Source organism: Microbulbifer sp. HZ11, from assembly GCF_000708675.1.
In the GTDB taxonomy this organism is placed as follows: domain Bacteria; phylum Pseudomonadota; class Gammaproteobacteria; order Pseudomonadales; family Cellvibrionaceae; genus Microbulbifer.
Genome location: NZ_JELR01000001.1, coordinates 1175362 through 1200278 on the forward strand (window position 1 = coordinate 1175362; position 24917 = coordinate 1200278).

Below are 24917 nucleotides of genomic sequence, written 5' to 3' on the forward strand. Positions count from 1 at the left end.
GAAAGTCACGCTTGAACATCCAAGATAGAAATAATATAAACATATGATGTTTTCGTGCAAGTGGTTCTTGCCTTGCTGCGGTCGGCCTACAGCGTCACTTCGACGGATTCGGGCAGGCAATAACCGTGTGCCGTGTTAGGGTAAAGTGGTGCGGCTGACTCGGCGCCCTCAGCAGGGCTACGCTATACACCGCTGATTTCAGAATAAAAACCGCGGATTACTCACCATGCATGACCTCCATGAGGCACCTGCAAACCACCTGAGCACACTGCTGGACCTCTGGTTTACTAACCGGGACAGCCGTGGCTGGGTACTGGGCACCGTGTATCGGACTCGCGGGCCCAGTTACCGCAAGGCGGGCTCAATGATGTTATGTGACGACCTTGGCCGGCATTACGGGCTGCTCAGCGGCGGCTGTCTGGAATCTGACATTCAAAGGCATGCGCTGAAGGCGCTGCGCACCGGAAAGGCGGCCACCATCCGCTACGATGGCAGCGATGAGGACGATGTGGCCTTCCAGCTGGGCATCGGCTGCGGGGGCGAAGTCGAAATACTGCTGCAGCCTATTACCGCGGAGAACAACTACCTGCAGCTGGCGGAACTGAGAAACCAGCTAAAGCAAAGACAGGCGGTGGTTTTCCGCCAGCAGATCCCTGTAAATGGTGAAACCTGTACCGAACTGCAACCACTCCACAGCAAGGCTGAGAAGTCAGGTTTTCCGTCACAACGGCCGATTCTGGCGGAAAAGGACGGCACCCTTTGGCTGAACACCCCCCTATTCCCCGCTCCGCACGTGCTGATCGTGGGCGGAGGCATTGACGCCCGGCCAATGGCACAGCAGTTCAACGCCCAGGGCTGGCAGGTCAGTCTGTGCGATCCGCGTCCGGCCAATGCACGACCCGCCTATTTTCCCAATTGTATAAGCTACCGCTGCCACCCCGACGCGCTGCCGGAAACGCTGGATCTCACCAGCATCGACGCAGCCGTGGCGATGAGCCACAACCTGAACCTGGATGCCGCCGCCATACGTCTGCTGCACCAGTACCCACTGCGCTACCTGGGGCTGCTTGGTCCAATCAGCCGCCGGGATCGCGTACTGGCGCAAAGCGGACTCTCTTCTGAAAAACAGCAAAAGCTGATTCGGGGCGTATTGCGTGCCCCCATTGGCCTGGATCTGGGGGGAGAATTACCAGAAAGTATTGCCTTGGCGACCTGCGCGGAAATTCACAGCGTGCTGCACGGTAAATCCGCGGCAGCACTCAGCACCCCATCAACACAGACTCGCCAGGACATGAGCTCAATCCCCTCACTGCAGGAGTGGTCATGAGCAGTGCGCGCCACGAATTGACCACCGTCATTCTCGCCGCAGGCGCCGCACAGCGGTTTGGTGACTGCAAGCACCTGCTAGTGCAGGGAGGAAAGTCGCTGCTACAGCACAGGGTGGACGCGGTGCTCGAGGCCGGGCTCAGTAACCCATTGATTGTCACCGGCGCCTGGCACAATGCCATCGAACAGATGCACCCCCACCTAAACCTTAAACACCACCATAACTGGCACCAGGGCCTTGGCTCGAGTATTGCTTTCGCCATGGGCTGTGTGCCGGAAAACGCCCGCGCAGTATTGCTGCTGCTCGGGGATCAGGTTGCAGTAAGCAATGAAGAGATTGCGCAATTGCACCGGCGGTGGCGGCAGCAGACAGATAAGGTGGTCTGCGCGCATTACCAGCATGCGCCGGGTGTACCGGCAGTTTTCCCTCGCAGTCTGTTTCCGGCGTTGCGTGAACTCGACGGTGACAGAGGGGCGAAGGCACTGCTCGAAGCGAACGCCAACTCACTGCACACCATCCCCATGCCCAGCGCGGCTATCGATATTGATACACCTGAAGACTGGCAGCGCTGGCAAAACACCCAACATGAATTAACGGAACCCCTGACCGGGCATCAGACCGAACCTCAGACGCGCCCTGAAAATAGTGGAGACGCATTATGGAATTAACCATCAACGGAAAAATTCACCAGGTGGACGTGGACGAGGATATGCCTCTGCTCTGGGCACTGCGCGATGAGCTGAAACTGACCGGCACCAAGTTCGGCTGTGGGGCAGGTCTGTGCGGCGCCTGCACGATTCATATCAATGGCAACCCCGCGCGCGCCTGCCTGACACCGGTATCCGCCGCCAAAGGGGCAACTATTACTACCATAGAAGGCCTGAGCGAAGCCGGGAATCACCCTCTGCAACAGGCATGGATCAAGCACAATGTTCCCCAGTGTGGCTACTGCCAGAGTGGCCAGCTGATGTCTGCGGCAGCGCTGCTCGCCAATAATCCGAACCCAACGGAACAGGAAATCGACAGCGCCATGAGCGGCAACCTGTGCCGCTGCGGCACCTACCCGCGCATCAAAACCGCGATTAAAGACGCGGCACTCGCGTATCCGGCGAAAGGGAGCAACACCAATGCGTAAACAGGACTCTCGTATTTCTGTAGTCAGCCGCCGCAAATTCCTGCAACTGGCGGGTATTGGCAGCGGCGGCCTGATTCTGGGAAGCGGATTTACTGGCGCGCAGCCGGTATGGGCGGATGCCGACAATGCCAGCGATAGCGAACACACCCTCAATCTGTTTGTCAGCATTGCCCCGGACGATACCGTATCCATCGTCTGCCACCGCTCGGAAATGGGCCAGGGTATCCGTACCGGCCTGCCACAGATTGTGGCGGACGAAATGGAAGCGGACTGGGAAAAAGTCAACGTAATCCAAGGGCTCGCCGATAAACGCTACGGCAGCCAGAACACCGACGGCTCGCGCAGTATCCGCAACTTCTACCACACCATGCGCACCATGGGCGCCAGCGCTCGCCATATGTTGGAGGCCGCCGCCGCACAGCTGTGGACTGTCCCCGTCGCCAGCTGTCAGGCACTACAGCACCGGGTCCACCATAAAGACAGCGGGCGCTCCATCCGCTTTGGTGAGCTGGCGGAACTGGCCGCCTCACAACCGGTGCCAGAAGCCAGTGCGCTGAAACTGAAAAGCAGTGAAGACTTCAACTACATCGGCAAACCGGTCGCTACCTATGACACGCCGGATATGGTTGTCGGCAAGGGCCAATACGGGCAGGACATCCAACTGGAAAATATGCTGATTGCCAGCATCGAACGGGCTCCGGTTCTCGGCAGCACCGTCGCCAGTGTGAAACAGGATAAAGCCCGCGCGGTAAAAGATGTGGTCGCGATTGAGACCATGGATGGTGGGCAGCTGCCACCACTGTTTCACCCACTCGCCGGTGTCGCGGTGCTGGCAACCAATACCTGGGCCGCGCTGAAAGGCCGCAAAGCGCTGGAAATCACCTGGAGCGACAGCCCACATTCCGACCACAACAGCACGGAGTATATCGACACTCTCAAGCAACGCGTGGCCAAACCGGGTAAAACCGTGACTGCCTACGGCGATACGGACACTGAGCTGGCGAAATCCGAACGACACCACAGCGCGACCTACTCGGTCCCGTACCTGACCCACGCCGCCATGGAGCCCCCTAGCGCCACCGCTGTGGTTGGCGAAAACAGCTGTGAAATCTGGGCCTGCACCCAAACGCCGCAATCCGCCCAGCAGAATGTAGCCAAAGCGCTCGGGCTGAAGCCGGAGCAGGTGAAGGTAAACGTCACCCTGCTCGGCGGCGGTTTCGGGCGCAAGTCCAAACCGGACTTTGCGGTTGAAGCCGCGGTACTCGCCCGCAAAATGCAGCGCCCGGTCAAAGTGGTGTGGAGCCGCGAAGACGACATCCGTCACAGCTATTACCACGCTGCCAGCGCCGCCTACTTTGAAGCGGGCCTGAACAGCGACGGACTGGTTTCCGCGTGGCGCCAGCGCACCGCTTTCCCATCCATCAGCGGCACTTTTTCCGCAGGTGTCGATCACCCCTCTGCCGGTGAACTGAGCCTCGGTTTTGCCGACCTGGCCTTCGACATCCCCAATCGCACCTGCGAAACCGCCGTGGCCGAATACCATACCCGCATCGGCTGGATGCGCTCAGTCGCCAATATCCAGAACGCGTTTGGGATTTGCAGCTTCGCCGATGAACTGGCACACCTGTCAGGCCAGACCCCAGATGCCTTTTTGTTGGAGCTGATCGGCAAGGACCGATATGTCAATCCAAATCAGGAAGACTTCAAATACGGCAACTACGGCGCGCAGCTGAAAGACAGCCCGGTTGACACTGCTCGCCTGAAACGGGTGGTAAAAGAGACCGCAGCCAAAGCGGACTTTTCGCTCAACAATGGCAAGGGTGAAGGCTGGGGCATTGCGGTGCACCGCAGCTTCCTCTCCTACGTCGGCATTGCCACACGGGTAGAGGTACAGGGCGATAAACTCAGGGTTGCGGAAATGCACTGCGTTGCCGACGTGGGCCTCGCGGTGAACCCGGATCGCGTCAATGCACAGATGGAAGGCGCGATGATCTTTGGCCTGAGCCTGGCACTGATGGGGGAAGTCACCATGGAAAATGGTGCCGTGAAAAACAGCAACTTCCACGATTACCCATTATTGCGCATGCAGCAGTGCCCGGCGTTACATGTACACCTGCTCACCTCCGATCAACCGCCCGCGGGGGTCGGTGAACCGGGGGTACCGCCGGTGGCTCCGAGTATCACCAATGCGATCTATGCCGCCTGCGGCGAGCGCATCCGCGATCTGCCGGTCAACATGCATATGTCGCTCGCATAAAAAAACGCCTGTCTGCCGAGCGGCGCCTCGTAGGGCCGCTCGGCAGACAGGCGCTTTCATCATATCCGCTCAGCAATTACTCTTTGCCAGCCTCTATTTCCTTGCGCAAACGCTCAGCCGCATCTCCCAGCAGATCCCCCGCCATTTTCTCCGCCTTTTCTGCCTTGCCGGCAGCAATAGCCTGGTAGAGGCTGCGGTGAAATGGAATAGACTTGAGGTTACTCTCCTGAGTCTGGTTGGTGATCTTGATGCTCACCAGCAGCGCTGAATAAATCACACCCTCGATTGCGGTCAGAATCTCGTTATTGGCAGCGTGAAGAATCGCTTTATGGAACAGGGCATCCGCCACCACAAAGTTTTCCGAGGAAGCAACGGCGGCTTCCATACGATCACAGGCTTCCTTGATCGCTTCGATATCTTCTTTACTGCCGCGCTCTGCCGCCCAGCGTGCCGCCTTGGGCTCAAACGCCAGGCGAATTTCCAGCAGCTGCATAAGAAATTCACGGCTGGGGGGCGCTGACAAGTGCCATGCCAGCACATCGTCATCCAGCAAATTCCAGTCGTTGCGCGGACGCACTCGAGTGCCGATTCCCCGCCGTACATCCAACATCCCCTTGCTGACAAGAATCTTGACCGCATCACGGATCACCACCCGGCTGACCTTGAAGCGCTCGGCCAGGGTGTTTTCTTCGTCCAACAGGGTATCCGGGTCGATGGCACCGGCAACGATGCGGCGGCCCAACTCGCGAGCCACCTGAACGGAGAGGCTCGGCGACATGGACACCGAGCGTTTAAGATCGTAATAAAGAAGTTCACTCATGCGACGCATATAAACATAGCATGTAGAACTTGCCAATAGATTTGTCGGCAGGAGGCCAGGCAGGTCGTTTCAGGAAATCGGAAACCTGGGATTTTCAGTCGAATTGTTTAAAAAGCGATCAAGCCGCACTCTCCTCCAGGCTTAACCGCCGACTGGTATCCCGGAGCAGGTTATCAGTGAGCCGCTCGGCCTTGTCGCCATCACCAGCGGCAATGGCTTCGTACACTTCCCGGTGGAATGGCACCGAGGCCCCATTCTCACGCGGATCTTTGTTGGTTACGCGAATACTCACCAGCAGAGCCGAGTAAATCACCCCTTCCATCGCCGTCAAAATGCTGTTGCGTGCGGCCTTGATGATGGCACGGTGAAACATCGAGTCTGCAATAACAAAGTCTTCTGCAGAACCGCGCTCTTCCGCCATCCGGTTGCAGGCCGCTTCAATTTCTGCGAGATCTTCTGGCGTTGCCCGCTCCGCGGCCCAGCGGGACGCTTTAGGCTCAAACGCCAGACGAATTTCCATTAACTGTTTGAGAAACGCGGGATTGGGGGGCGCGGAAAGGTGCCAGGCCAGTACATCGTCATCCAATAGGATCCACTGGTTACGCGGCCGCACTTTGGTGCCGATCCCACGGCGAACGTCCAGCAGGCCCTTCCCTACCAGAATCTTTACCGCATCGCGTACCACCACCCGACTTACCTGATAGCGCTCCGCGAGAGCCGCCTCATCATCAATAAGGCTCCCCGGCTCGAAAGCACCGGAAACGATTCTCCGACCAAGCTCACGCGCCACCTGGACGGACAGACTCGGCGACATGGTGGGGGCGCGCTTCAGGTCGTAATAGATTAACTCACTCATGGAATCTATTTAAACATTATACCTTTAAGTGGACAACAGAATATTCTTGATCCGCGTAGTCCTTTTCACGAAAAGAGACTTTTGGTCTCATTTCGTGAAGATAAACGTAATAACGTTCGAGACCACCTCTCTCTAACCGGCCACCACCTGGAGTAACACCACGCCCTTCGGCGCCAAATCGAATTGAGTGCCCATCTCGTTTTCGGTAAACAGGTCGGTTACGGCAATGGTATCGGAGCCGTCCAGACTCAAATTGAGCTTGGCGGTATGTTTACCAATATTCAGGATACTGACCAGATAAGAGCCGTCATCCTGCTGCACAACACGCCAGGTGGTGCCTTTGTGATCGGTGCCGTTATCTTCAAGTAATTTGATTGGCGACAGGCTCGCGGCAGCCACTTCAAGCGCGGCTTCTCGCATTGCGGCAACGTCGTTCTTTTTATTCAGAATAATGAGCTTGCCCTTGCCCTGCTCTAGAGATTTACTGTGCGGCTTGCCGTACTCATCCATGCTCAGACTTTCCGTGTTGTCCACGATCACGGTACCGCCCTCGTTCAGGTAAGACTGCAAAGCAGCCAGCTCAGTAGCACTCACATACTCCGTATTGTGCACCGCGATTACATCCCACTGACTGTGATCCTGTTTGCGGATGATATTCTCAGTGGCAAAACCCACCGGGAAGCCATCGAAGAACAGGCTCTCGTAGGCTTTCCACTGTTCGCTCATATGCTTCGGCTTATTGATGGCCGAGGTTTCCGAGTAAAACAGGCGGATGGGACGGCGCTGTTCGCGCAGCGCGATAATTTCTTCGGAAAAGCTGTTCAGGTCGTACATCACCTGGGTATAGGCGTTGGCAATATGCGGTTGCTGGTTGACCGAGCCGGCAAAGGAACCCGCCAGTGCCGGGTCGAAGAAATTCATCTCGCCCTCAAGACGATCTTCCGGAGAGCCGTCCGGGTCACGGGCCCAGAACCAGGCCATATTGGCATCCATCCCCTGCAGGGTCGCCAGCCAGTAGACGCTATGCACGTAATCCACACTGGTATCCAGCTCCCGCCACCAGGACGCGGAAAGAAAGTGGCTTTCACTGTTTACGTGGATTTTTCCCGGCGAGACAGACTCCATAAAGTCATAGCTCATGCTCATCTCTTCCCAGAACCAGCTGTAATGCGCCTCCCAGGGCTCGGGCTGATCGCGATTCAGGGCGCGCGTCTCGCGGGTTTTGGCATCGTTGCCAATCATTGAAGTGAGATCGGTGAGCGCTTCCACATCAATACCGTGAGAGCGGCTGTTCTCGGTGAACATGTCCGGCATGATTTTGATACTGGTATCCGCCTCCGGATTGCCCTTACGCAGCTCGCCCTGAAGAAAGGTAAACCAGTTGATCGCCCGGTCCATGTTGTAGCGGGACCAATCGTACCACTTGGCGGTACCGCGGATGGCCGGGTCAATGGGGATATCGATCTGCACACTGCCAAAGCTGGCAAAGTCACTGTCCCAGTTACCGTTCAGCTGCTTGATATCCCCCCGATATTTGTCGTCGAGCCAGTTGCGGAAGGCGTTCAGGGTATAGGAACTGATCGCGTTCATTTCCTGGAAGTTCTGGCTCCAGTGACCTTTTTCACTGAACCAGTGGGGCTCATTGGCAAGGATATAGCCCAACTGAGTCACTTTTTTGCCACGGGTCAGCTCGCCGGTATGGCTGGCGATCTTGCCCCAAACATCGCGCACCAGCGGGTTGTCGATGTCATAGCCGGTAAACAGGGAGCGGCCGAGGCGTACCTCCGGCTCTTTCTTTTCCACCCACTCGGGGATACCCATGTTCCAGTAAATCAAGAAGCCGACATTGTTCGGGTTGATGTCGGTTACTTCTTTCATCAGCGTCTCATCGAAGGTGCCGTCCTCCTTTAGTAGAAAAGAATTGATGGCACGGTCGTGATCCACCGGGTAGAGGTTTTCACCCCCGTGGTAAATGGCACCCAGATAATCGTTGTACACCGAGGTATCCGTCAGAGGGCGGCCGACGGATTTGGAGAAGTAATCATAGAGAAACGCGGGTTTGCCGTTGCTCAGCAGCATATTGTCGCTGACTTCGATATTTTCCCAGTCAATCTTCGGTACCGGGCGCCGTGTGATCGAGCCGTCGATGACTTTACCCAGCTCCTCAATACTCGCGTCGAGGATTTCGATGACTTTGCTGCGCTCGAAGTCCGGCAGCTCATCCGCCAACTGTTCTTTTCTATCTTCATAGGGCGCGTAGGCTCCGAACATATAGGCCACCGCATCGCGGTTCCGCTCATCCCAGTTGGCAAACTTCAGAAATTCCCGCGCAAACCAGAGGGTGGTTTCTTCCCGGGTAACATCCAGGCCCTTGTCCTGCGCCTTCTTTACCTGCGCCTCGAGAGTGCTGATTTTGTCCAGAGCAGTGGCTTCCAGCGGGCTGGCACTGGCCACGCTCTCATTGGCTGGTTTTTCCAGTGCGGCGGCTTCCGATTTCTGCTCGGAGCAGGCCCCAAGACCCAGCGGCAGAAGCGCAGCGATGGCAGTGCACAACAATGTCTTTTTCATTTTTCTCTCGATCCAGGCGTGACTTTGGCTGTTATTGGTTTTCAGATTTCACATTGATTACCCATCGGGTTCACACGGAGCCTCGAAGTCAGGGTCATGCCACTTATTTAAACATCATATGTTTAAGCTCGCAATATTCTTCCGATCTGACGCAATAATCCACTAGAGACAGCGTTTTTGCACGAAAAGCGTGCGACACATAACACAAAACAATTAGTATGATGTTTATCTAAATGCTACATTTTAATTACTCTCTCTGTCAGGGAGCCCTCCTCAAATGCGGTAAACCTCCGTTTCCGAGGTTTTTTTGAGCACTTACATAAAAATAATGCCCGGAGGCAACTAGCGATGAGACTTCACGTGCCGGCCGTATTACTCGCACTCACAGCGAGCTATGGCCATGCAGCCCCAGAACGACCCAGTATCGACCGCACCATTCACATGGCAGAGGGCCATGTGCCTGGCGGTGCCAATCGGCACTGGCTAAACCCTTACATCCCCCCCCTCACCACCAGCAAAGACAGCCGGATCGGGCTAACCCACCGGCCCTATCGCGGGGTGTATTTCCGTCTGCTAAAACCGGAAAACATCAACGAGCCCTTTCTCGAGTCCCCTGCCGGTATGGAAATCATGAGTCGCCATGAGTACTCCTATGAAATGCAACCGGATGGAGATATTCCGATCCGAGGCACGTCCGGCCACATGACGCTGTGTGACCCTTCCGGGGATCTTTCAGATGACCCATCCGCCGCGCCCCACCGAGAGAATGCGAACCCCTATGCCTGTGGCGTAGACGGTACAGATGATTGCTATGACCTGGTTGTTATCACCCAGTTGGAGAACCGCCACCTGGCCGGTACTGACGTGCACATCCGGGTTGAAAACCCTAAAACCGCTGATGCAAACATTGCCGAAATCACCGCCGGCAATACCGTGGAAGGCAATGTGGCGTTTCCCGGTGGATCGTTTTTTGAACCCAGTATTACCGGTGACGGTCACCTGCTCGTACACCGTACGGACAATGCATCCTTTTCCTGGCGCCACCCGGACGGGGGTACCCGTTCCGCTCGATCCGATATTGTCTACTACGTAAACGACAACCCAGACAATTTTGAAGCCTGTGACGTGCGCCAATTCACCGACCGCTACCCGATTGGCCACGCTCCCTACGATGACACCATTAACACCCGTTATGGTTTCGCCATGCACCCCTTCGAGACCCTGGACAACCGGGGAGAGCGCCTGGTACTTCCCGATGGCTTCGGTTTTGGCACCTACCCCTGGATTGATAAGAGTGGTGCCAATATCACCTTTACTTCCATCGGCGGGCGCTTGTCCAATGCCGGTTTCCCCACCCGTTGCCCACCAGAAATACAGGCAACCTATGGCGGTTGCTCCGGCGGTGCAGAAAATTCACCGCTCAACGGACGCACACTTCTAGGGCTGTGGACACGCGGCAAAATGGTGCTGCTGGACGGCATGATCAACCACATGGACAGCATGGAAGATGTGCGTGAAACCGCGCACCGCGAAGTGTTGCTCTATGAACCCAATGGGGCCGATCAAGGGTACAAACGTGTGGGCGATACCCGAAGTCGTAACATCGATGTTATGCCCAACGGCAACGTACCAAACACGAGTTTTTTTGACTCGAATGAGCACCGCTTCAATTACTTCGACAATATGCGTCCAATCAGTCCGGCGGATGTCACCTGGCTGATGAGTACGGGTCGATCTACAGATGAAGTCGTGTTTGACGATTACGTCAATGCCAATGGTTTTATTGTTTCGCATATGGTGCAGCAGCTGAGGATCAACACCCAATACAACGTAAAAGCGGTCCTCAACGGACATATCCAGAATTCAGCGACGTCCCTGTATTGGAACAAACCGCTCAGTGCACAAATGACCGGAGGTGGGCGCGCGGAAATTATCGCCAACGGCGGATTTACCGGTAAGGGCTATTGGCTGGATGGCGACAATATCGGACTGGAGTACGAAATACCGGAACAGCCGCAAAGTGTTCTGGGAACCCCCTGGTACTACGGTATCTTCATCGACAGCCGCAACAACGCTGGCGAGCGCACCTTGATTGCATTCCCCGATGGCTCCCAGATCCGCCTGCAAAACAGCGATCGCATCGCCTTTATCGATAGCGACGGCGCGCAAGTGCATACCCTGAACACAGTGGACGCCATACCGCTATCCGGCTGGACACACCTGGGCTTTCAGCTGAGCGCCGGCAACCGCACAATCGAGACTTATATCAATGGCTACAAGGTCGATACCTTTATCAGCGGCCAGCCACTGTTCGCACTTGAACCCGGTACCTTAACGATCGGCGCCGGCGCCCACGGCACCCCCTCCTTCCGCGGTTGGATTGATGATTTCAAAGTATTTTCAGAAACCGTCAATCCGGAAGTCGCCTGTAACCATGCAAAAGGCACACTCGCCGGTATTACCGGCAGCGCACCATCCAACTGGCGCACTCATGCAAATGCCTTCCCTGCTGACGCACACAACGACGTCAGTGACGTCTTGCAACAATTCGGGCAGGACACCTATTCGCAGTATGCGTGCTATCACGACTACAGTGACGACTACGCCGCGCACTTGCAGAATATTCCCAACGGAATGGTCGGCGTTCGCGAAGCGATCAATTTCCCGGAAGGCCCACTGCAGGCAGATCGCCCTCGCCCTGAGTCCCGTGGGAACTCGTTTTGCTTAAGCTGTCACACCACCGATGGGCGCGGCGGACTTGACCTCGAGGCACTGGCATTCCGTCCCGGCGTAATGGCACCGTACGACGATCGCCGTCAGCCGATGCAGCCGGACCCGTATGTTTACGGGAACATTCCTGCGAGCTGGCTCGGCAGCGGCCGGCCCAACACGCGCCTGGTATCCAACCGGCAAAATGCCTTCAACGTGGATCACTACCTCCTGGCGTTGGCTGGCGGAACTGTGCCCGAGCCTGAACCCGAACCAGAGCCCGAACCCGAACCCGAACCCGAACCCGAACCGGAACCCGAACCGGAACCCGAACCCGAACCCGAACCCGAACCCGAACCCGAACCCGAACCCGAACCCGAACCCGAACCCGAACCCGAACCCGAACCCGAACCCGAACCCGAACCCGAACCCGAACCCGAACCCGAACCCGAACCCGAACCCGAACCCGAACCCGAACCCGAACCCGAACCCGAACCCGAACCCGAACCCGAACCCGAACCCGAACCCGAACCCGAACCCGAACCCGAACCCGAACCCGAACCCGAACCCGAACCCGAACCCGAACCCGAACCCGAACCCGAACCCGAACCCGAACCCGAACCCGAACCCGAACCCGAACCCGAACCCGAACCCGAACCCGAACCCGAACCCGAACCCGAACCCGAACCCGAACCCGAACCCGAACCCGAACCCGAACCCGAACCCGAACCCGAACCCGAACCCGAACCCGAACCCGAACCCGAACCCGAACCCGAACCCGAACCCGAACCCGAACCCGAACCCGAACCCGAACCCGAACCCGAACCCGAACCCGAACCCGAACCCGAACCCGAACCCGAACCCGAACCCGAACCCGAACCCGAACCCGAACCCGAACCCGAACCCGAACCCGAACCCGAACCCGAACCCGAACCCGAACCCGAACCCGAACCCGACAACAGCATTTGTGGCCCGAATCAACCCAACTGGGTACCAGTAGAAAGTGTCGAGCTCAATGTAGAAGGCACCGTTTACCTGAATGTCGGCGACACGCTGTCTCTGGATACTACTGTTTCGCCAAGCTGTGCAAGCCAACGAAACGTGACTTACCAATCGTCCAGCTGGCAAATTGCCAGCCCAAGTACTTTGGGTCTGATTACGGCCCAGGGCGAAGGCCAAGCCACCATTACTGTTGTCTCCAAGGCGGACTCATCCATTACGGATACCATTACCATCATCGTGTCCCAGTAATGTCATTTCATTGACGTCCACGACGAAACGCCGGCCCGGCACCGATAGCGGTGAGATACCGGGCCAGCATCGGTACAAACCCCAAAAAAATAAGAAAAAAATCTTAAGGGTGTAAATCAATGAGTAAGAAATTAACAGCCTCCATTGCGCTCACCGTGGCGGTCGCTGCAGGGCAACAGGCCGCCGCGCAGGCAATTCCACCACCACTATCCGATCCAGACAACAGCGCCGGCTGGGTCATAAACCCCAGTGTGTCCGATGAATTTAATGGCTCAAGCTTTGATCGAGACGTGTGGTTCAATCAGGGGGAAAACGGCCAATGGAACGGGCAGTGGCGCGGACGGGCCCCGTCCGAATATGACCCGGATAACGTGCGGGTAGAAAATGGCTATCTGTATATGACAGCCCGCTGGGACCCTGCGCATAACTTCTCAGACGGCAATGGCGGCGGCAACTCCCAGGGCAACTGGGAATACGGTGACGTGCCCATTACCACCGCGGCACTGCTTGGCAAAAACACCTTCCTGTACGGCTATATGGAAATGCGTTCCAAGGCCGCACCGGGCCCCATTTCCAGCTCCTACTGGACTACCGGCGTTGGCGGTGAGACCGATGCTTTCGAAAGCTTTGGCTGGAACCCGAACAACCCCTGGTCCGGCAAGCGTTTTCACACCAGCTTTCACGACTGGCGCAATGGTTCTTCCACATACGGCAGACGTATCTGGGAAAACGACCACATCTTTGATTTTGGTGTCGCTGACGATTTCCACGTTTATGGGTTTGAGTGGGATCCCAACTATGTCGCGATCTATATCGACGGCGCGCTGGTAAACTGTGTCACCCGCGAAGAAATGGGCAATGCCTGGGTTGCCACCAACCCCCAGCGCCCATGGATCGACATGGAAACCTTCGACTGGGAAATCAGTGCCTGGGATCTGCGCCCAGAACACTTTAACGGCGCCGAAGGTATCGATTTTATCGTTGACTACAGCCGCGTTTACCAGCGCACCAACGGACAATCTGGCGGCGCCTGTCCGAACCGGGAAAACCTGCTGACCAACCCCAGCTTCGAAAATGACCTGCAGGGCTGGAGCGGTCCCGCCACCATCACCACCAACGAAACATCGGATGGCAACAAGGCGGCATCGCTCACCAGTGGTGGCACCATCGAACAGACGGTAGCGGTAAAACCCAATACCTCGTACATCGTCAGTGCCTGGGCCAATAGCGCCGACACCAATCAGGCGGACCGATGGTTCAATGCCTACCTGGGTGTAAGAGACCACGGCAATGCCACCTCAAACGTGCGCTACTTCTTCAACCGCTGGCATGAAAAGAGCCTGCAGTTCACTACCGGCCCGAACACCACTGAGGTGACCATCTTCTTTACCAACAAGCCACAGGGTGGGCTAGTTTATGTTGACGAGCTCGCTTTACATGAGATCAAAACCACGAGGCACTGAGAGCAATTCTGAGTCAAACAACGAACAAGGGGAGCAAATTGCTCCCCTTTTTATTGGATTTCCAAACACATACTGCGGGATATCAACCCTTCGTCAGTAAATCCAGCGCCGCCAATGCATCGCGGTTATAGGCCACTCGAGCATCGGCTCCCAAATCCTTAGGGCGCACACCAATCTTGATACCCATAAAATCCAGACTGGACCAGTCTGCCACCTCAAGGCTTGCCTTCATCTGCTCAGCGGTCAACAGGGACCCCTCCGCGAAACTTCCGCCTTCGAAGATTTCTGCCGGTGGCATATGGGTATCTCGCCATACACCATAAGGGGTGTCCTGATCAGAAATACCGGAGAACATAAAGCCGCGCAATAGCCCGGCCTCGCGCGCCGCCTGCAGGTGCTGTAGCGGCCCCTGTACACTGCGGGTTTCCAGCGCAGAGCGTCCCCAGTTGACAGACAGGCCGATTTCGCAACCACAAGCGCGGTTGACCTCTGACACCGCCTGAATTTCTTCCTCGAGCGTCAGGAAGCCCTTCTCAGGCTGTGCGCCTTCTACAAAGGCATCACAGTGCTCGATCACCAACTCAGCGCCGTCCCAGTCCCAGGACTGGATCTCTTTCAGCGACTCGACCAACGAGGCCACGGAAGATGCACTTCCTGTACGGTTTGGGCTGGTATGCAACTGAATAAAATCCACCGCCTTGCGCCCGAGATGCGCATTCAGCTTATGTACCGCAGCACGCATTTGCTGATAGAAGGCGATACCTTCCGCACGCCCGTCCGGGTTGTCGGAAGCGATACCAAAGTGCGGGTTTTTCCCCAGGCGGCCCATGATGCCCGGCACACCCGTGAACACGAAATCCCAGGTGGAGTCGATGTTCTGCAAAAACCAGTCATCATCGTGCGGGTGCAACTGACCGGTAAATGGGTGTTCAATACCCCGGATACTGCTCAGCTGTTTGATGCCATCCAGGTACCGGGCCTGCAGCTCTGGCTGCCAATCGTCGGTTACAGGCGCTGTTGCGTAGGCCGCAAGAATGGTTTTCATGGGAATCAATCTCCTGGAAGAATTTGCGGGAAATGATACACCGGGCATCATCGCTTGTCCTTCCTGCGCTCAGGCAGACAGGGCGCGATAGCCAGAGGCGTAGGCCACGGCATTGTCCCGCACCTGCGCCACGGTCATCCCCGCGCGATAGAGCCCGGAACCGAGACCAAAACCGGAGAACCCCGCAGCCAGATAATCCGGCATATTCGCCGGTGAAACTCCGCCCACCGCCAGCACCGGCAGGTCCGGCAGTACCGCCGAGGCCACTTTGAATCCTTGCGAGCCGAGCGCAGTAGCCGGGAACAGTTTGAGCGCGTCTGCGCCCGCGTCCGCGGCGGCCAGGGCTTCGGTCGGCGTGCAGAATCCGGGCATGGAAATCAAGCCCAGGCGTTTGGTCTCGCGAATCACGTCCACATCGGTATTTGGCGAAATAATGACCTTACCGCCGGCTTCTGCCACTGCTCGCACCTGTTCTACGGTCAATACGGTGCCGGCGCCGACCAGTACATCGTCGCCCATCACTTCCGCCAGTGCCTGGATGCTGGCACAGGGCTCTGGGGAATTCAGCGGGACTTCGATAATACGAAATCCGGCTTCGCGGATGGTCTCGGCAATAGCCACTACTTCGGTGGGCTGTACACCGCGCAGAATGGCCACCAGGGGAAGTGGTTCGAGATAAGGGTTCAGTACGTTAGTGGTCATGATTTTCTCCAAAAATTCTTATGGTTTAGAGCCAGCCAGCGTTGCTGGCAATTGCCACCAGACCGCGGCGCACGGCGCTGTCGCCGTCGATACTTGCAGAAGGAATGTCGCGCAGTTCAAGTGCGCGCTGGTACAGCGCGGTGAGGTTGCCACCACCTACCAGGGTCACATGGCCTGGGCGGCCGATCTCGGCGGTGACCGTGTGCACTTCCGCACCGATCAACAGGCCCGACAGATAGCTGTGTACCTCATCCGTGTTCAGCTGGAAGGTATCGGTAACGGCACCCGCAACTACCGCACTGCGCGCGCTGAACAGGGAGTGCAGAAGGTTTGGGTGCTCCGTGGACACAGCGACACCGCGATCAAACGCGGCAACATTGAACGGGCTTGCGACTTTGCCCGCATCATCAACAGGAATCAGCCGGCCAAGGATGCTGTGCTGACACAGGACGTTAAACAGCTCGCCGGTCATGCAGGTGGCGAAATCCAAAATCGCCGGCTCAGCGTCACCGCTTGCAGCAGAACACAGGTCCACCCTCGCCCACTTGGCATGAGTGCCCGGCAGGCACAGCAGGCGTAATCCATCCGCCCCCTCATTCTTTCCCTGCAATAATTCGGCACCGAGAATCTGTACCTCTTCGCCGCGCATTACATCGGCAAATCCACTGAAAGAGCGGCCGCGTACGCCGGGCACAATAGCCATGGAAAGTCCCTGGCGATTTTCCAGCTGGAACAGCGTCTTACCCATTGCCGATAGTGCGAGCGGGCAATCCACATATCCGGCATCTTTCCAGCCCTGGGCGCTGCCGACCATGCCGGTCATCAGTACCGGCAGCTTTCCATCTTCCAACCAGGGTGAAATTTGCTCTATCAGAAAGGATTCAAACTCCTCCTGCCTGAGTGTCAGCATGCCCTTCGGACTGGAGGTTTCCTGCAACAAGGTGCCACTGCGATCCATCAGAAATGCGCGAAAGTTTGAACTACCCCAGTCGACGCCGATCAATGCGGGCGAGGTATTTACATGTTCAGTCATGGATTGATCCATCAGAAAGTAAAAACCCCGGTCGACTACTGGGTAAATGCCAGATAGACCGCCGGGGTATACAGTTTTGTGCCGTGATGCGGCAGGTATTTAGCCGTTAGGCGTCGACTTCAAAGTGCTTGATAAAGTCGCGGTCTGGCTCGATGCCAAGACCCGGGCCTTTTGGCAGCGCAACCGTACCGCCACTCTCCGCGACCTGCTCCTGAATACGCAGCGGCTCGGTGAGCAGCTCTTCGCGGAAGCGATTTGGTGTCGTGTCGTACTCCAGCATCGGCTGTACCGGATGCGCGGCACCGGGCAGGTCCGGCAGTGCCGCCAGCAGGTGCAGGTTGGTGCCTACGGCAACCGCGGAGCCCCACACATGGTTGATCACCGGAATAAAGTTCGCCGTGGCCAGTGCCAGCACTTTCTGGTATTCGGTAATACCGCCCAGAGCACACACTTCCGGCTGCAGAATGTCCACACAGCGATTCTGAATCAGTTCGCGATGGCCCCAGCGGGTAAACTCACACTCACCGCCAGAAATATTCAGATCCAGGGCTTCGCATAGATCCCGATAGCCGCGGTAGTCTTCCGGTGCTACCGGTTCTTCAAACCAGTCGACGCCCAGCTTTTCAAACTCGCGCCCCATGGGGATAGCTTCACGAGTGGTATAGGCATGGTTGGCATCAACCATCAGGCCTACATCATCACCAATGGCATTGCGCACGGCTTCCACCAGCTCAACATCTTTCTTGTGTCCGAGGCCGGTTTTCATTTTCATTGCGCGGAAGCCCTTCTCGCGGATGGCAACGGCTTCCTCGGCAAAACGTTCGTTCAGGTCCGGTACACGCTGCAGCATCATGCCGTAACCGTACGCAGGAATACGTTCTCGGAAGGCGCCTCCCAGCAGTTGGTAAACCGGCTGATTCAGGGCTTTACCTGCGATGTCCCACAAGGCAATGTCCACACCGGACAGGGACTGCATGGGCATACCCTTCTGGCCATGATCCCGCAACAGGTTGTAGACGGTGTGCCAGATCACTTCCCGATTAAGAGGGTTCATCCCCAGAATCATCGGCTGGATGACTTTTTCCACAATGGCTTTATTGGCAAAGGCCACGTTACCGCCACCAAAGCATTCCCCCCAACCGGTAATGCCCACATCGGTCTGCACTTCCACCAAGTGGGTGGTGCGCTTCAGGTAGTACTGCTGTGAATAGCCGAGCTCTTCTTCGAGATCGTACTGCAGCACATGACTGATGATTTTTGTTATTTTCATGGAGTTAACCCTTAACTCAATCCCCAAATCCACTTCGGAAAAATTGCTCCGAAACTGTTTTGAAAATAATTTCAGTTATATTTTTTAATGGCGCGCGACACACGTTTCGGTGCCAAGTAGTCGTCCAGTGCCAGGTGTGAACAATCCACCCCGATGCCGGATTGTTTAACTCCGCAATGCGGCAGGTCGATGGCATATTTAATACCGTTAATCTGTACCTCGCCAAATTGCAGCTGCGCCGCGCAACGCTCTGCTTTTTCGATATCGGCGGTGAAAATATAGGATGACAGACCGGCGTCGGTGTCATTTGCCTGCACCATCACTTCATCTTCATCAGTAAAGGTGAGCAGGCTGATCACTGGCCCAAATACTTCTTCGCTGTACAAACGCATGCCGTTATTAACACCGTCCAGTACCGTCGGCGCGTAGAAGGCACCCTTCTCCAGGCTTTCATCCAGCCCTTCCGGCTTCTTGCCGCCGTGTACCAGGGTCGCCCCCTTCTCTACTGCGTCTTTAACCAGTGCATCAATGCGCTGAACAGAGCGGTGATCAATCACCGGCCCCATATCAATATCGCCGTCCCGTTCGTAACCTACTTTTACCGCTGCGGCACGAGCCAGCACTTTTTCACGGAATGCGTCCGCCACACCAGCTTCCACGAACACCCGGTTAGGTGTTACACAGATCTGGCCAGAGTTGGCGTACTTCACACCGCAAATCACATCGGCGGCGAGATCCAGGTCCGCATCGGCAAATACCAATGCCGGCGCATTACCACCAAGCTCCATGGAGTAGCGCTTGATGGACGTGGCACCGGTGCGCATGACATGCAACCCGGTCTGGGTGGAACCAATCAGGGTCAGCAGCGCAGGAATCGTAGAGGCAGAAATCGCATCGCCAATCTCGTGATCCGTACCAGAAATGATATTGACCACACCGGCTGGGAGGCCGATCTCGGCGCAGAGCTCGCCCACCGCATAGGCGGAAAGCGGGGTTTTGGAAGACGGTTTGATCACAATCGGACAGCCGGCGGCCAGAGCCGGGCCGAGCTTGTAGGCCAGATTCAGCAGTGGGAAGTTCCAGGCCAGGAAGGCCGCTGCCACGCCAACGGGCTGACGGGACAGGGTGTGCACGTGGGTGCCTTCACGGTCCACCAGGGACTCGGCGTGCATACGGGTAATTTCTTCCGCGTAAAACTCCAGGCTGTGCACCAGCATCTGGTAGTCATCTTTGGTGGCCGCCCAGGGCTTGGCCATTTCCAGGTGAATACATTCGCGCAGGTGCGCCTCATTCGCCAGCACGACATCGCGCAGCTTGTGCATCCAGCTGACGCGCTCGGCGACGCTTGTGGCAGACCATGAAGGGAAGGCGGCCTGAGCGGCTTCCAAAGCCCTGTGGGCATCGGCTACGGTCGCCTCGGCAAAACTGCCAACCACTTCATTGGTTGCCGGATTGACCACGTCCAGGTAGCCGTCACCACACAGCTCGCCCCCGATGTACATGCGTTTGGCCAGTGCCATATTCAGTCCCCTGTTGCCTGCCTTTCGGGTGGCCACGCATATGACGCCAGCAACCACCCACCTTAAGCTTATTGATTCGTTCCAGTTGCAAACAATTTAAACATATGATGTTTACACTAACAATACGTTTATGACTTTTATCGGCCAACTATGCGAGATTGGTCAGACAAGTCGAAGGCAGGGATAAACGGTAATGGGGAGCGGCAACGTTGAAGGAGCGAGCCAAACTCTAAAAAAAAAGCCGGCACCCTGAAGGTGCCGGCAAGACAACACTTTGAACGCAACTCGCATCATCAAAGTGAGGGAGAATGTGGTGAGATGAAAACCACATGCACCCTAGTCGTGGTAAAGCACAGAGCGCCCACCGTCGACAACAAGACTGTGCCCAGTCATGAAACTTGAATCGCTGCTGGCCAGGAACAATGCGGGACGTGCGATTTCCTCGACACTGGCATTGCGGCGCAGCGGGTGTACATCGCCAATGGCCTTGCGCGCGGCAGCCGGGTCTTCGGTCTGCTCCCAGGCCTTGAATGCGTTAGGGGTTTCCACCATGCCCGGACACAGCGCATTGACACGAATATTGTCCGGCCCGAACTCCACCGCAAGATTTCGCGTTAAGCCAATCACTGCATGCTTGGTTACGCCGTAAGGGAAACTGTCGGGCACAACTTTAAAGGAATGGACGGAGCCCACATTAATAATGCTGCCACCACCGGCGGCTTTCATCATCGGCAGTACCGCACGGCAGCAGTGCCACATACCGTCCACGTTGACGGCAAAGTTGCGTTGCCACTGCTCACTGGAAACATCCAGCACGCTTTTCCCCATCGGGGTAAGCGCGGCGTTGTTCACCAGAATATTCGGCTCGCCTAACTGCGCGCAGGTAGCCTGCACCATGGCATTCACCGAATCTTCATCGGCGATATCTGTCTCGGCGAAAATGGCTTGCTGTCCGGCCGCTTTCAGCTCTTCTACCAGCGCCAGGCCGCGCAGGACATCCACATCGGCAACACAGACTTTAGCGCCTTCATTGGCAAACAACCGGGCGATGGCACTGCCGATGCCATCCGCGGCACCGGTGATGATAGCGACCTGATTCTGCAATCGATTCGACATGTTACTTCTCCCAACCTATCCCTGCGGGAATCAGGTCGCCAGCTCCGCCTTGCCGGCCGGGTTCGGACGCACCAGATCTTTTTCGATCTGCTCGATGGACTTGTTTTTGGTCTCGGGCAGGATCATTAGCATGACAAGCATGCCCACGAAGGCAATCACTCCGTAATTCAGGAAGGTATTCGCCGCACCCAGGTGTTCCAGCTGCCAGGGGAAGAACTGCTGAATCAGGTAGCTGGAAATACTCTGCACCAGTGCCGCGAACGGCAGGGCTACACTGCGGACCCGGTTGGAGAAGATCTCCGAGAAAATCACCCACATCACCGGGCCGATGGACATATTGAACGCGGCCAGGAATGCGAAGATACCGAACAACACAAAGCCTGCACTGATCTCAATCGTCGAGTTGATGATCGGGCCACTGACCAGCGGCACCTCTTTTTTCGAATAGACCGCAGCAATGTCGTTCTTCAGCGCAACATCATTCTCGTAGGTTTTACCGATATAGGGCGCCAGGGGAGTTGCGTCTATCTGCTGCGCTTCCAGGGTGGCGATAGCCTTGTCATCCAGGGTATAGCGGGCGGACTCGAATCCGTACCAGGTGGACGCGTGAGCAACCACGATCAATACAAGCCCGGCAAGGGTCAGCACCCGGCGACCAAGCTTCTCAACGGTGGTAATGGCCACCAGAGTGAACACAACGGCAACCAGGCCCAGCACGATGGTCTGCATAAAGCTGTCTTCCACGCTCATACCCACCTGCTCGAACACGGTCGGCGCATAAAAGAGCACTGCATTCATGCCAGTCGCGCCCTGCACCACGGCGTAGCAAACCGCAATCAGCACTACTAAACGCATGGGTTTACTGAACAGGGTTTTGAGCTGATCGAGGGTGCTGTTTTTACGCTCCTCATCGATACTGCCGCGCACCTCGCTCACCAGGCTACTGACCTGAGACTCAGGCGCGACACAGGCAAACACTTCGCGCGCCTCCTGTTCCCGCCCCTGGGTCACCAACCAACGCGGCGACTCGGGAATCGTCAGCAACAGGGAGATCCAGATAATGTTCGGGATGAGTTCAAAGCCCAGCATCAACCGCCACACGTTTTCATTGTGGATCCAGCTGATATCCGCCATGGATTTGACGAGGAAGTAATTGATGATAAACGCGAGCAGGCTGCCCAAGGTAATCAGCAACTGATTGACCGAGACAAACTTGCCGCGTTTGTCCGCCGGTGCCACTTCGCCGATATACATGGCCGAGACCGTGATCGAGGCGAAGGCGACACCACCAATAAAACGGCCGAGGACCAACATGTAGTAGTCCACGGCGAAGGCCGAAACGAGAGTCGAGAGAGAGTAAGTTCCTGCAATGGCAAGCAGAACGTTCTTGCGGCCAAAACGCTCACACAGGGTACCGGTGAAAAACAACGCAATAATCACGCCGACAATGGCGCAACCGACTACAGTGCCCACCTGCATACTGCTCAGTTCAAACTGGGAGCTGACAAAGCGCACAGCCCCGGAAATATTTGCAGCATCCAGCCCAAACACGAAACCGCCAAAGGCGGCAATCAATGCGTATTTGGTGACATTACTGGCGGCACTATTGTTATTCATTGTTGGTACCTGGTTATATTCTTCATCGCTAATTGCCGACACTTTACTGCGCCTTTGGCAACGTATAAGACCTATTTAAACATATGATGTTTAGGCTGGCAACGTATTGAGCCTGATCAGCCGCTCACCCTTTCCAGAATGACCGCCGGCTCCGCCTGCCCTTTCACGGCATTGCGATACACCAGAGTTACACCGTTGGCCACCAGGGCATCGGGTGCATCCTCAAGCCCGACCGCTGCGGTCGTCACATAAAGGTCGGTAAAGTCCCGCCCACCGAAGGCCGGGCAGGTGGTACGAATGACCGGTGCCTTCAGGGCTCCCAGCTCGACACCGTCCGGGCTGTAGCACTGGGTGCGCGCGCCATCCCAGAGGGCGGTCCACATGTTTCCCTGGGAATCAGCTACAGCCCCATCGGGAATCAACGCGCCATCGGTCAGGTCCAGGTGTATCTGGCGTGACGATTCCGGCCACCCGGTTTGCGCATCCAGCGATACCTTGTAAACCGTGCTTGCCGCGGAGTCCGCGTAATACGCCAGTCGGCGCTCGCGATCAAAACACAGACCATTGGGAACCGTCAGGCCAGCGTCAAGCCTGCGCAGCTCGCCGCGATACCAGCGGTAAAGATTACCCGCGCCCTCTTCACCATTTTTCCCCATGGTGCCAATCCAGAAGCCACCCCAGGGATCCGCACGGCCGTCGTTACTGCGGTTACCCGGAAGCTCCGGCTCCAGCGCACGCAGCAGAGTCTTCTCTCCAGATTCCACGTTGAACAGGTTGAGTCCGCTTTCGCAGGCCACCAGCAATTGCTCCGCATCAATCCAGCCAATCGCCGAGGGCATTTCCCCCAGGTCCCAGGCCAGTTCGACACCGGCTTCGGTTTTCGCCATCAGGCGACGATTGAGCAGATCCACCCAGTAAAGAGTCTGGCGCTGTGGATGCCACAAAGGCCCCTCACCCAACTGGCAGGGGCGCGCATCGAAAACTTCCGCGCAAACATCGGTAAACGGACTTTCTGACATACCCGTCATGGCGATCACCAGTTGGTCACAGAGCCATCGGCCCTGCGCAGATGTGGCGCCTCTACGGCGACCGGTGGCGACTGGCGGAAGGCCTCTTCATTGACCTCGACACCAAGCCCCGGGGTATCCGGCAACACGAATGCGGTACCGTCGAGTTTGTGCTGCACCGGGAAGAGTGCCGGGTCGTGAAAACCGAAGGTACAGAAAGGCCCTTGATGGGTCTCCATCAGGGCAAAATTCGGCAGCGCTGCGGCAAAATGATTGGATGCGGCCGTGCACACCGGACCCAGCGGGTTGTGTGGCATCACATCGATGTAGTGTGCCTCGGCCATGGCCGCGGCTTTCATCCCCTCGGTAAAGCCGCCGATATTGCACACGTCCACCCGCAGGTACTGGGTGAGGCCTTTTTCCACAAAGGGCATCGCTGCCCATTTGGAGCTGAACTCCTCGCCAATGGCAAATGGCACTGTGGTCAGGGTACGCAGGGTGGCGTAGGCGTCCGGCGATTCATTGCGGATAGGTTCTTCGAGAAAATCCAGGGTACCCGAGGCCATACGCTGACAGAATGACGCCGCCTCGGCCACGCTCAGGCGATGGTGGTAATCGATCCCCAGGGTAATATCCGGACCGATGGTTTTGCGCAACTCGGTGAGGCAGCGAGCGGTGCGCGCAATGGAATCCCGCGGGTCGAAGAATTTCGGATCATCGAAACCGGCGGGAATCACGCGAATGGTGGTCCACCCCAACTCGATCAATGCGGTGACTTCTTTTACCAGCTCCTCCAGGCGGTCTGGGTCCGCTTCCGTATAACAGCAGGCAAAGCAGGGAATATTGTCCCGCTGCTTGCCGCCCAGCAGTTGATACACCGGCACCTGCAGCGCTTTGCCGGCGATATCGTACAGCGCAATATCAATCGCGGACATGGCTGCGGTCAGCACCCTGCCCCCTTCGAAATACTGGCTGCGGTAGATCTCCTGCCAGATACTGCCAATCTGGCGCGGGTCGCGGCCACGCAGAAACTCGGCGAAGTGCGCCACAGCACCGATCACTGCCTGCTCCCGGTTGGAAAGCCCGGATTCGCCCCAGCCCACCAGGCCGCATTCGGTCGCTACCTTTACCAGCAACTGATTGCGGGTGCCTACGGCACCCAATAAAGTTTCAACGGATTCGATTTTCAATGGAAACAACTCTTATCGGTAAAAATTACTA

The 24917-nt window shown here is 56.8% G+C and carries 18 protein-coding genes; 6 read left to right on the forward strand and 12 right to left on the reverse strand.

What is annotated here, in order from left to right; genetic code table 11:
- Window positions 1-226 precede the first annotated feature (226 nt).
- Genes AU11_RS05185 through AU11_RS05200 form a run of 4 tightly spaced genes read left to right on the forward strand, consistent with a single transcriptional unit; the run spans window position 227 to window position 4719 of the window.
- Window positions 227-1327, forward strand: coding sequence for an XdhC family protein (locus AU11_RS05185; protein WP_051686969.1), 1101 nt, complete (start codon window positions 227-229; stop codon window positions 1325-1327).
- Complete coding sequence (locus tag AU11_RS05190) at window positions 1324-1995, forward strand: NTP transferase domain-containing protein (protein ID WP_043316989.1); 672 nt, start codon at window positions 1324-1326, stop codon at window positions 1993-1995. Before AU11_RS05185 ends, AU11_RS05190 begins: the two co-directional genes overlap by 4 nt.
- Window positions 1983-2462: a (2Fe-2S)-binding protein gene (locus tag AU11_RS05195; RefSeq protein WP_051686970.1), complete on the forward strand. Its 480-nt coding sequence runs from the start codon at window positions 1983-1985 to the stop codon at window positions 2460-2462. Before AU11_RS05190 ends, AU11_RS05195 begins: the two co-directional genes overlap by 13 nt.
- Window positions 2455-4719: a molybdopterin cofactor-binding domain-containing protein gene (locus tag AU11_RS05200; protein ID WP_043316991.1), complete on the forward strand. Its 2265-nt coding sequence runs from the start codon at window positions 2455-2457 to the stop codon at window positions 4717-4719. Before AU11_RS05195 ends, AU11_RS05200 begins: the two co-directional genes overlap by 8 nt.
- Before the next feature lie 76 nt (window positions 4720-4795).
- Here the strand turns inward: AU11_RS05200 and AU11_RS05205 are convergent, their stop codons facing one another.
- From AU11_RS05205 to AU11_RS05215, 3 genes are all read right to left on the reverse strand, one after another.
- The gene (locus AU11_RS05205) at window positions 4796-5539 is read right to left on the reverse strand and encodes a FadR/GntR family transcriptional regulator (RefSeq protein ID WP_043318228.1); all 744 of its coding nucleotides are present in this window, start codon (window positions 5537-5539) and stop codon (window positions 4796-4798) included.
- A 118-nt stretch (window positions 5540-5657) separates the two neighbouring features.
- Complete coding sequence (locus AU11_RS05210) at window positions 5658-6395, reverse strand: FadR/GntR family transcriptional regulator (RefSeq protein WP_043316993.1); 738 nt, start codon at window positions 6393-6395, stop codon at window positions 5658-5660.
- A 132-nt stretch (window positions 6396-6527) separates the two neighbouring features.
- Window positions 6528-8963, reverse strand: coding sequence for a glycoside hydrolase family 42 (locus AU11_RS05215; RefSeq protein WP_043316995.1), 2436 nt, complete (start codon window positions 8961-8963; stop codon window positions 6528-6530).
- 360 nt (window positions 8964-9323) lie between these two features.
- Here AU11_RS05215 and AU11_RS17675 point away from each other — a divergent pair, with 360 nt between their 5' ends.
- Both AU11_RS17675 and AU11_RS05230 read left to right on the forward strand, forming a co-directional pair.
- Window positions 9324-12923, forward strand: a complete 3600-nt coding sequence (locus AU11_RS17675) for a LamG-like jellyroll fold domain-containing protein (protein WP_197023766.1) — start codon at window positions 9324-9326, stop codon at window positions 12921-12923.
- 119 nt (window positions 12924-13042) lie between these two features.
- Window positions 13043-14386, forward strand: a complete 1344-nt coding sequence (locus AU11_RS05230; RefSeq protein ID WP_043316997.1) for a family 16 glycosylhydrolase — start codon at window positions 13043-13045, stop codon at window positions 14384-14386.
- 82 nt (window positions 14387-14468) lie between these two features.
- Here AU11_RS05230 and AU11_RS05235 read toward each other — a convergent pair whose 3' ends face one another.
- The 9 genes from AU11_RS05235 to AU11_RS05275 all read right to left on the reverse strand — a co-directional run bounded on the left by AU11_RS05235 (window position 14469) and on the right by AU11_RS05275 (window position 24886).
- Window positions 14469-15431: a DUF4862 family protein gene (locus tag AU11_RS05235; protein WP_043316998.1), complete on the reverse strand. Its 963-nt coding sequence runs from the start codon at window positions 15429-15431 to the stop codon at window positions 14469-14471.
- A gap of 69 nt (window positions 15432-15500) precedes the next feature.
- Window positions 15501-16133, reverse strand: a complete 633-nt coding sequence (locus tag AU11_RS05240) for a 2-dehydro-3-deoxy-6-phosphogalactonate aldolase (RefSeq protein WP_043318233.1) — start codon at window positions 16131-16133, stop codon at window positions 15501-15503.
- A 25-nt stretch (window positions 16134-16158) separates the two neighbouring features.
- On the reverse strand, window positions 16159-17166 hold the full coding sequence (locus tag AU11_RS05245; RefSeq protein ID WP_197023767.1) for a 2-dehydro-3-deoxygalactonokinase: 1008 nt from the start codon (window positions 17164-17166) through the stop codon (window positions 16159-16161).
- Between the two features lie 106 nt (window positions 17167-17272).
- The gene (locus AU11_RS05250) at window positions 17273-18436 is read right to left on the reverse strand and encodes a mandelate racemase/muconate lactonizing enzyme family protein (RefSeq protein ID WP_043317000.1); all 1164 of its coding nucleotides are present in this window, start codon (window positions 18434-18436) and stop codon (window positions 17273-17275) included.
- Window positions 18437-18507: 71 nt separating this feature from the next.
- Window positions 18508-19956 (reverse strand): NAD-dependent succinate-semialdehyde dehydrogenase, encoded by a 1449-nt coding sequence (locus AU11_RS05255; RefSeq protein WP_043317002.1) that lies wholly within the window; start codon window positions 19954-19956, stop codon window positions 18508-18510.
- Window positions 19957-20292: 336 nt separating this feature from the next.
- Window positions 20293-21072, reverse strand: a complete 780-nt coding sequence (locus AU11_RS05260) for a glucose 1-dehydrogenase (RefSeq protein ID WP_043317004.1) — start codon at window positions 21070-21072, stop codon at window positions 20293-20295.
- Between the two features lie 30 nt (window positions 21073-21102).
- Window positions 21103-22731, reverse strand: a complete 1629-nt coding sequence (locus AU11_RS05265) for a sugar porter family MFS transporter (RefSeq protein WP_255343208.1) — start codon at window positions 22729-22731, stop codon at window positions 21103-21105.
- A gap of 74 nt (window positions 22732-22805) precedes the next feature.
- Window positions 22806-23717 carry an SMP-30/gluconolactonase/LRE family protein gene (locus AU11_RS05270; protein WP_197023768.1) on the reverse strand — a complete coding sequence of 304 codons (912 nt, stop codon included), beginning with the start codon at window positions 23715-23717 and terminating at the stop codon, window positions 22806-22808.
- Window positions 23718-23722: 5 nt separating this feature from the next.
- Complete coding sequence (locus AU11_RS05275) at window positions 23723-24886, reverse strand: mandelate racemase/muconate lactonizing enzyme family protein (RefSeq protein ID WP_043317007.1); 1164 nt, start codon at window positions 24884-24886, stop codon at window positions 23723-23725.
- Window positions 24887-24917: the final 31 nt, after the last annotated feature.

What these genes read in the sequence shown, in the direction of transcription:
- AU11_RS05260 (WP_043317004.1), bottom strand. Translation starts at nt 21,072, where the DNA reads ATGTCGAATCGATTGCAGAATCAGGTCGCTATCATCACCGGTGCCGCG.
- AU11_RS05270 (WP_197023768.1), bottom strand. Translation starts at nt 23,717, where the DNA reads ATGACGGGTATGTCAGAAAGTCCGTTTACCGATGTTTGCGCGGAAGTT.
- AU11_RS05245 (WP_197023767.1), bottom strand. Translation starts at nt 17,166, where the DNA reads ATGACTGAACATGTAAATACCTCGCCCGCATTGATCGGCGTCGACTGG.
- AU11_RS05185 (WP_051686969.1), top strand. Translation starts at nt 227, where the DNA reads ATGCATGACCTCCATGAGGCACCTGCAAACCACCTGAGCACACTGCTG.
- AU11_RS05210 (WP_043316993.1), bottom strand. Translation starts at nt 6,395, where the DNA reads ATGAGTGAGTTAATCTATTACGACCTGAAGCGCGCCCCCACCATGTCG.
- AU11_RS05235 (WP_043316998.1), bottom strand. Translation starts at nt 15,431, where the DNA reads ATGAAAACCATTCTTGCGGCCTACGCAACAGCGCCTGTAACCGACGAT.
- AU11_RS05190 (WP_043316989.1), top strand. Translation starts at nt 1,324, where the DNA reads ATGAGCAGTGCGCGCCACGAATTGACCACCGTCATTCTCGCCGCAGGC.
- AU11_RS05240 (WP_043318233.1), bottom strand. Translation starts at nt 16,133, where the DNA reads ATGACCACTAACGTACTGAACCCTTATCTCGAACCACTTCCCCTGGTG.
- AU11_RS05250 (WP_043317000.1), bottom strand. Translation starts at nt 18,436, where the DNA reads ATGAAAATAACAAAAATCATCAGTCATGTGCTGCAGTACGATCTCGAA.
- AU11_RS05215 (WP_043316995.1), bottom strand. Translation starts at nt 8,963, where the DNA reads ATGAAAAAGACATTGTTGTGCACTGCCATCGCTGCGCTTCTGCCGCTG.
- AU11_RS05255 (WP_043317002.1), bottom strand. Translation starts at nt 19,956, where the DNA reads ATGGCACTGGCCAAACGCATGTACATCGGGGGCGAGCTGTGTGGTGAC.
- AU11_RS05200 (WP_043316991.1), top strand. Translation starts at nt 2,455, where the DNA reads ATGCGTAAACAGGACTCTCGTATTTCTGTAGTCAGCCGCCGCAAATTC.
- AU11_RS05205 (WP_043318228.1), bottom strand. Translation starts at nt 5,539, where the DNA reads ATGAGTGAACTTCTTTATTACGATCTTAAACGCTCGGTGTCCATGTCG.
- AU11_RS05230 (WP_043316997.1), top strand. Translation starts at nt 13,043, where the DNA reads ATGAGTAAGAAATTAACAGCCTCCATTGCGCTCACCGTGGCGGTCGCT.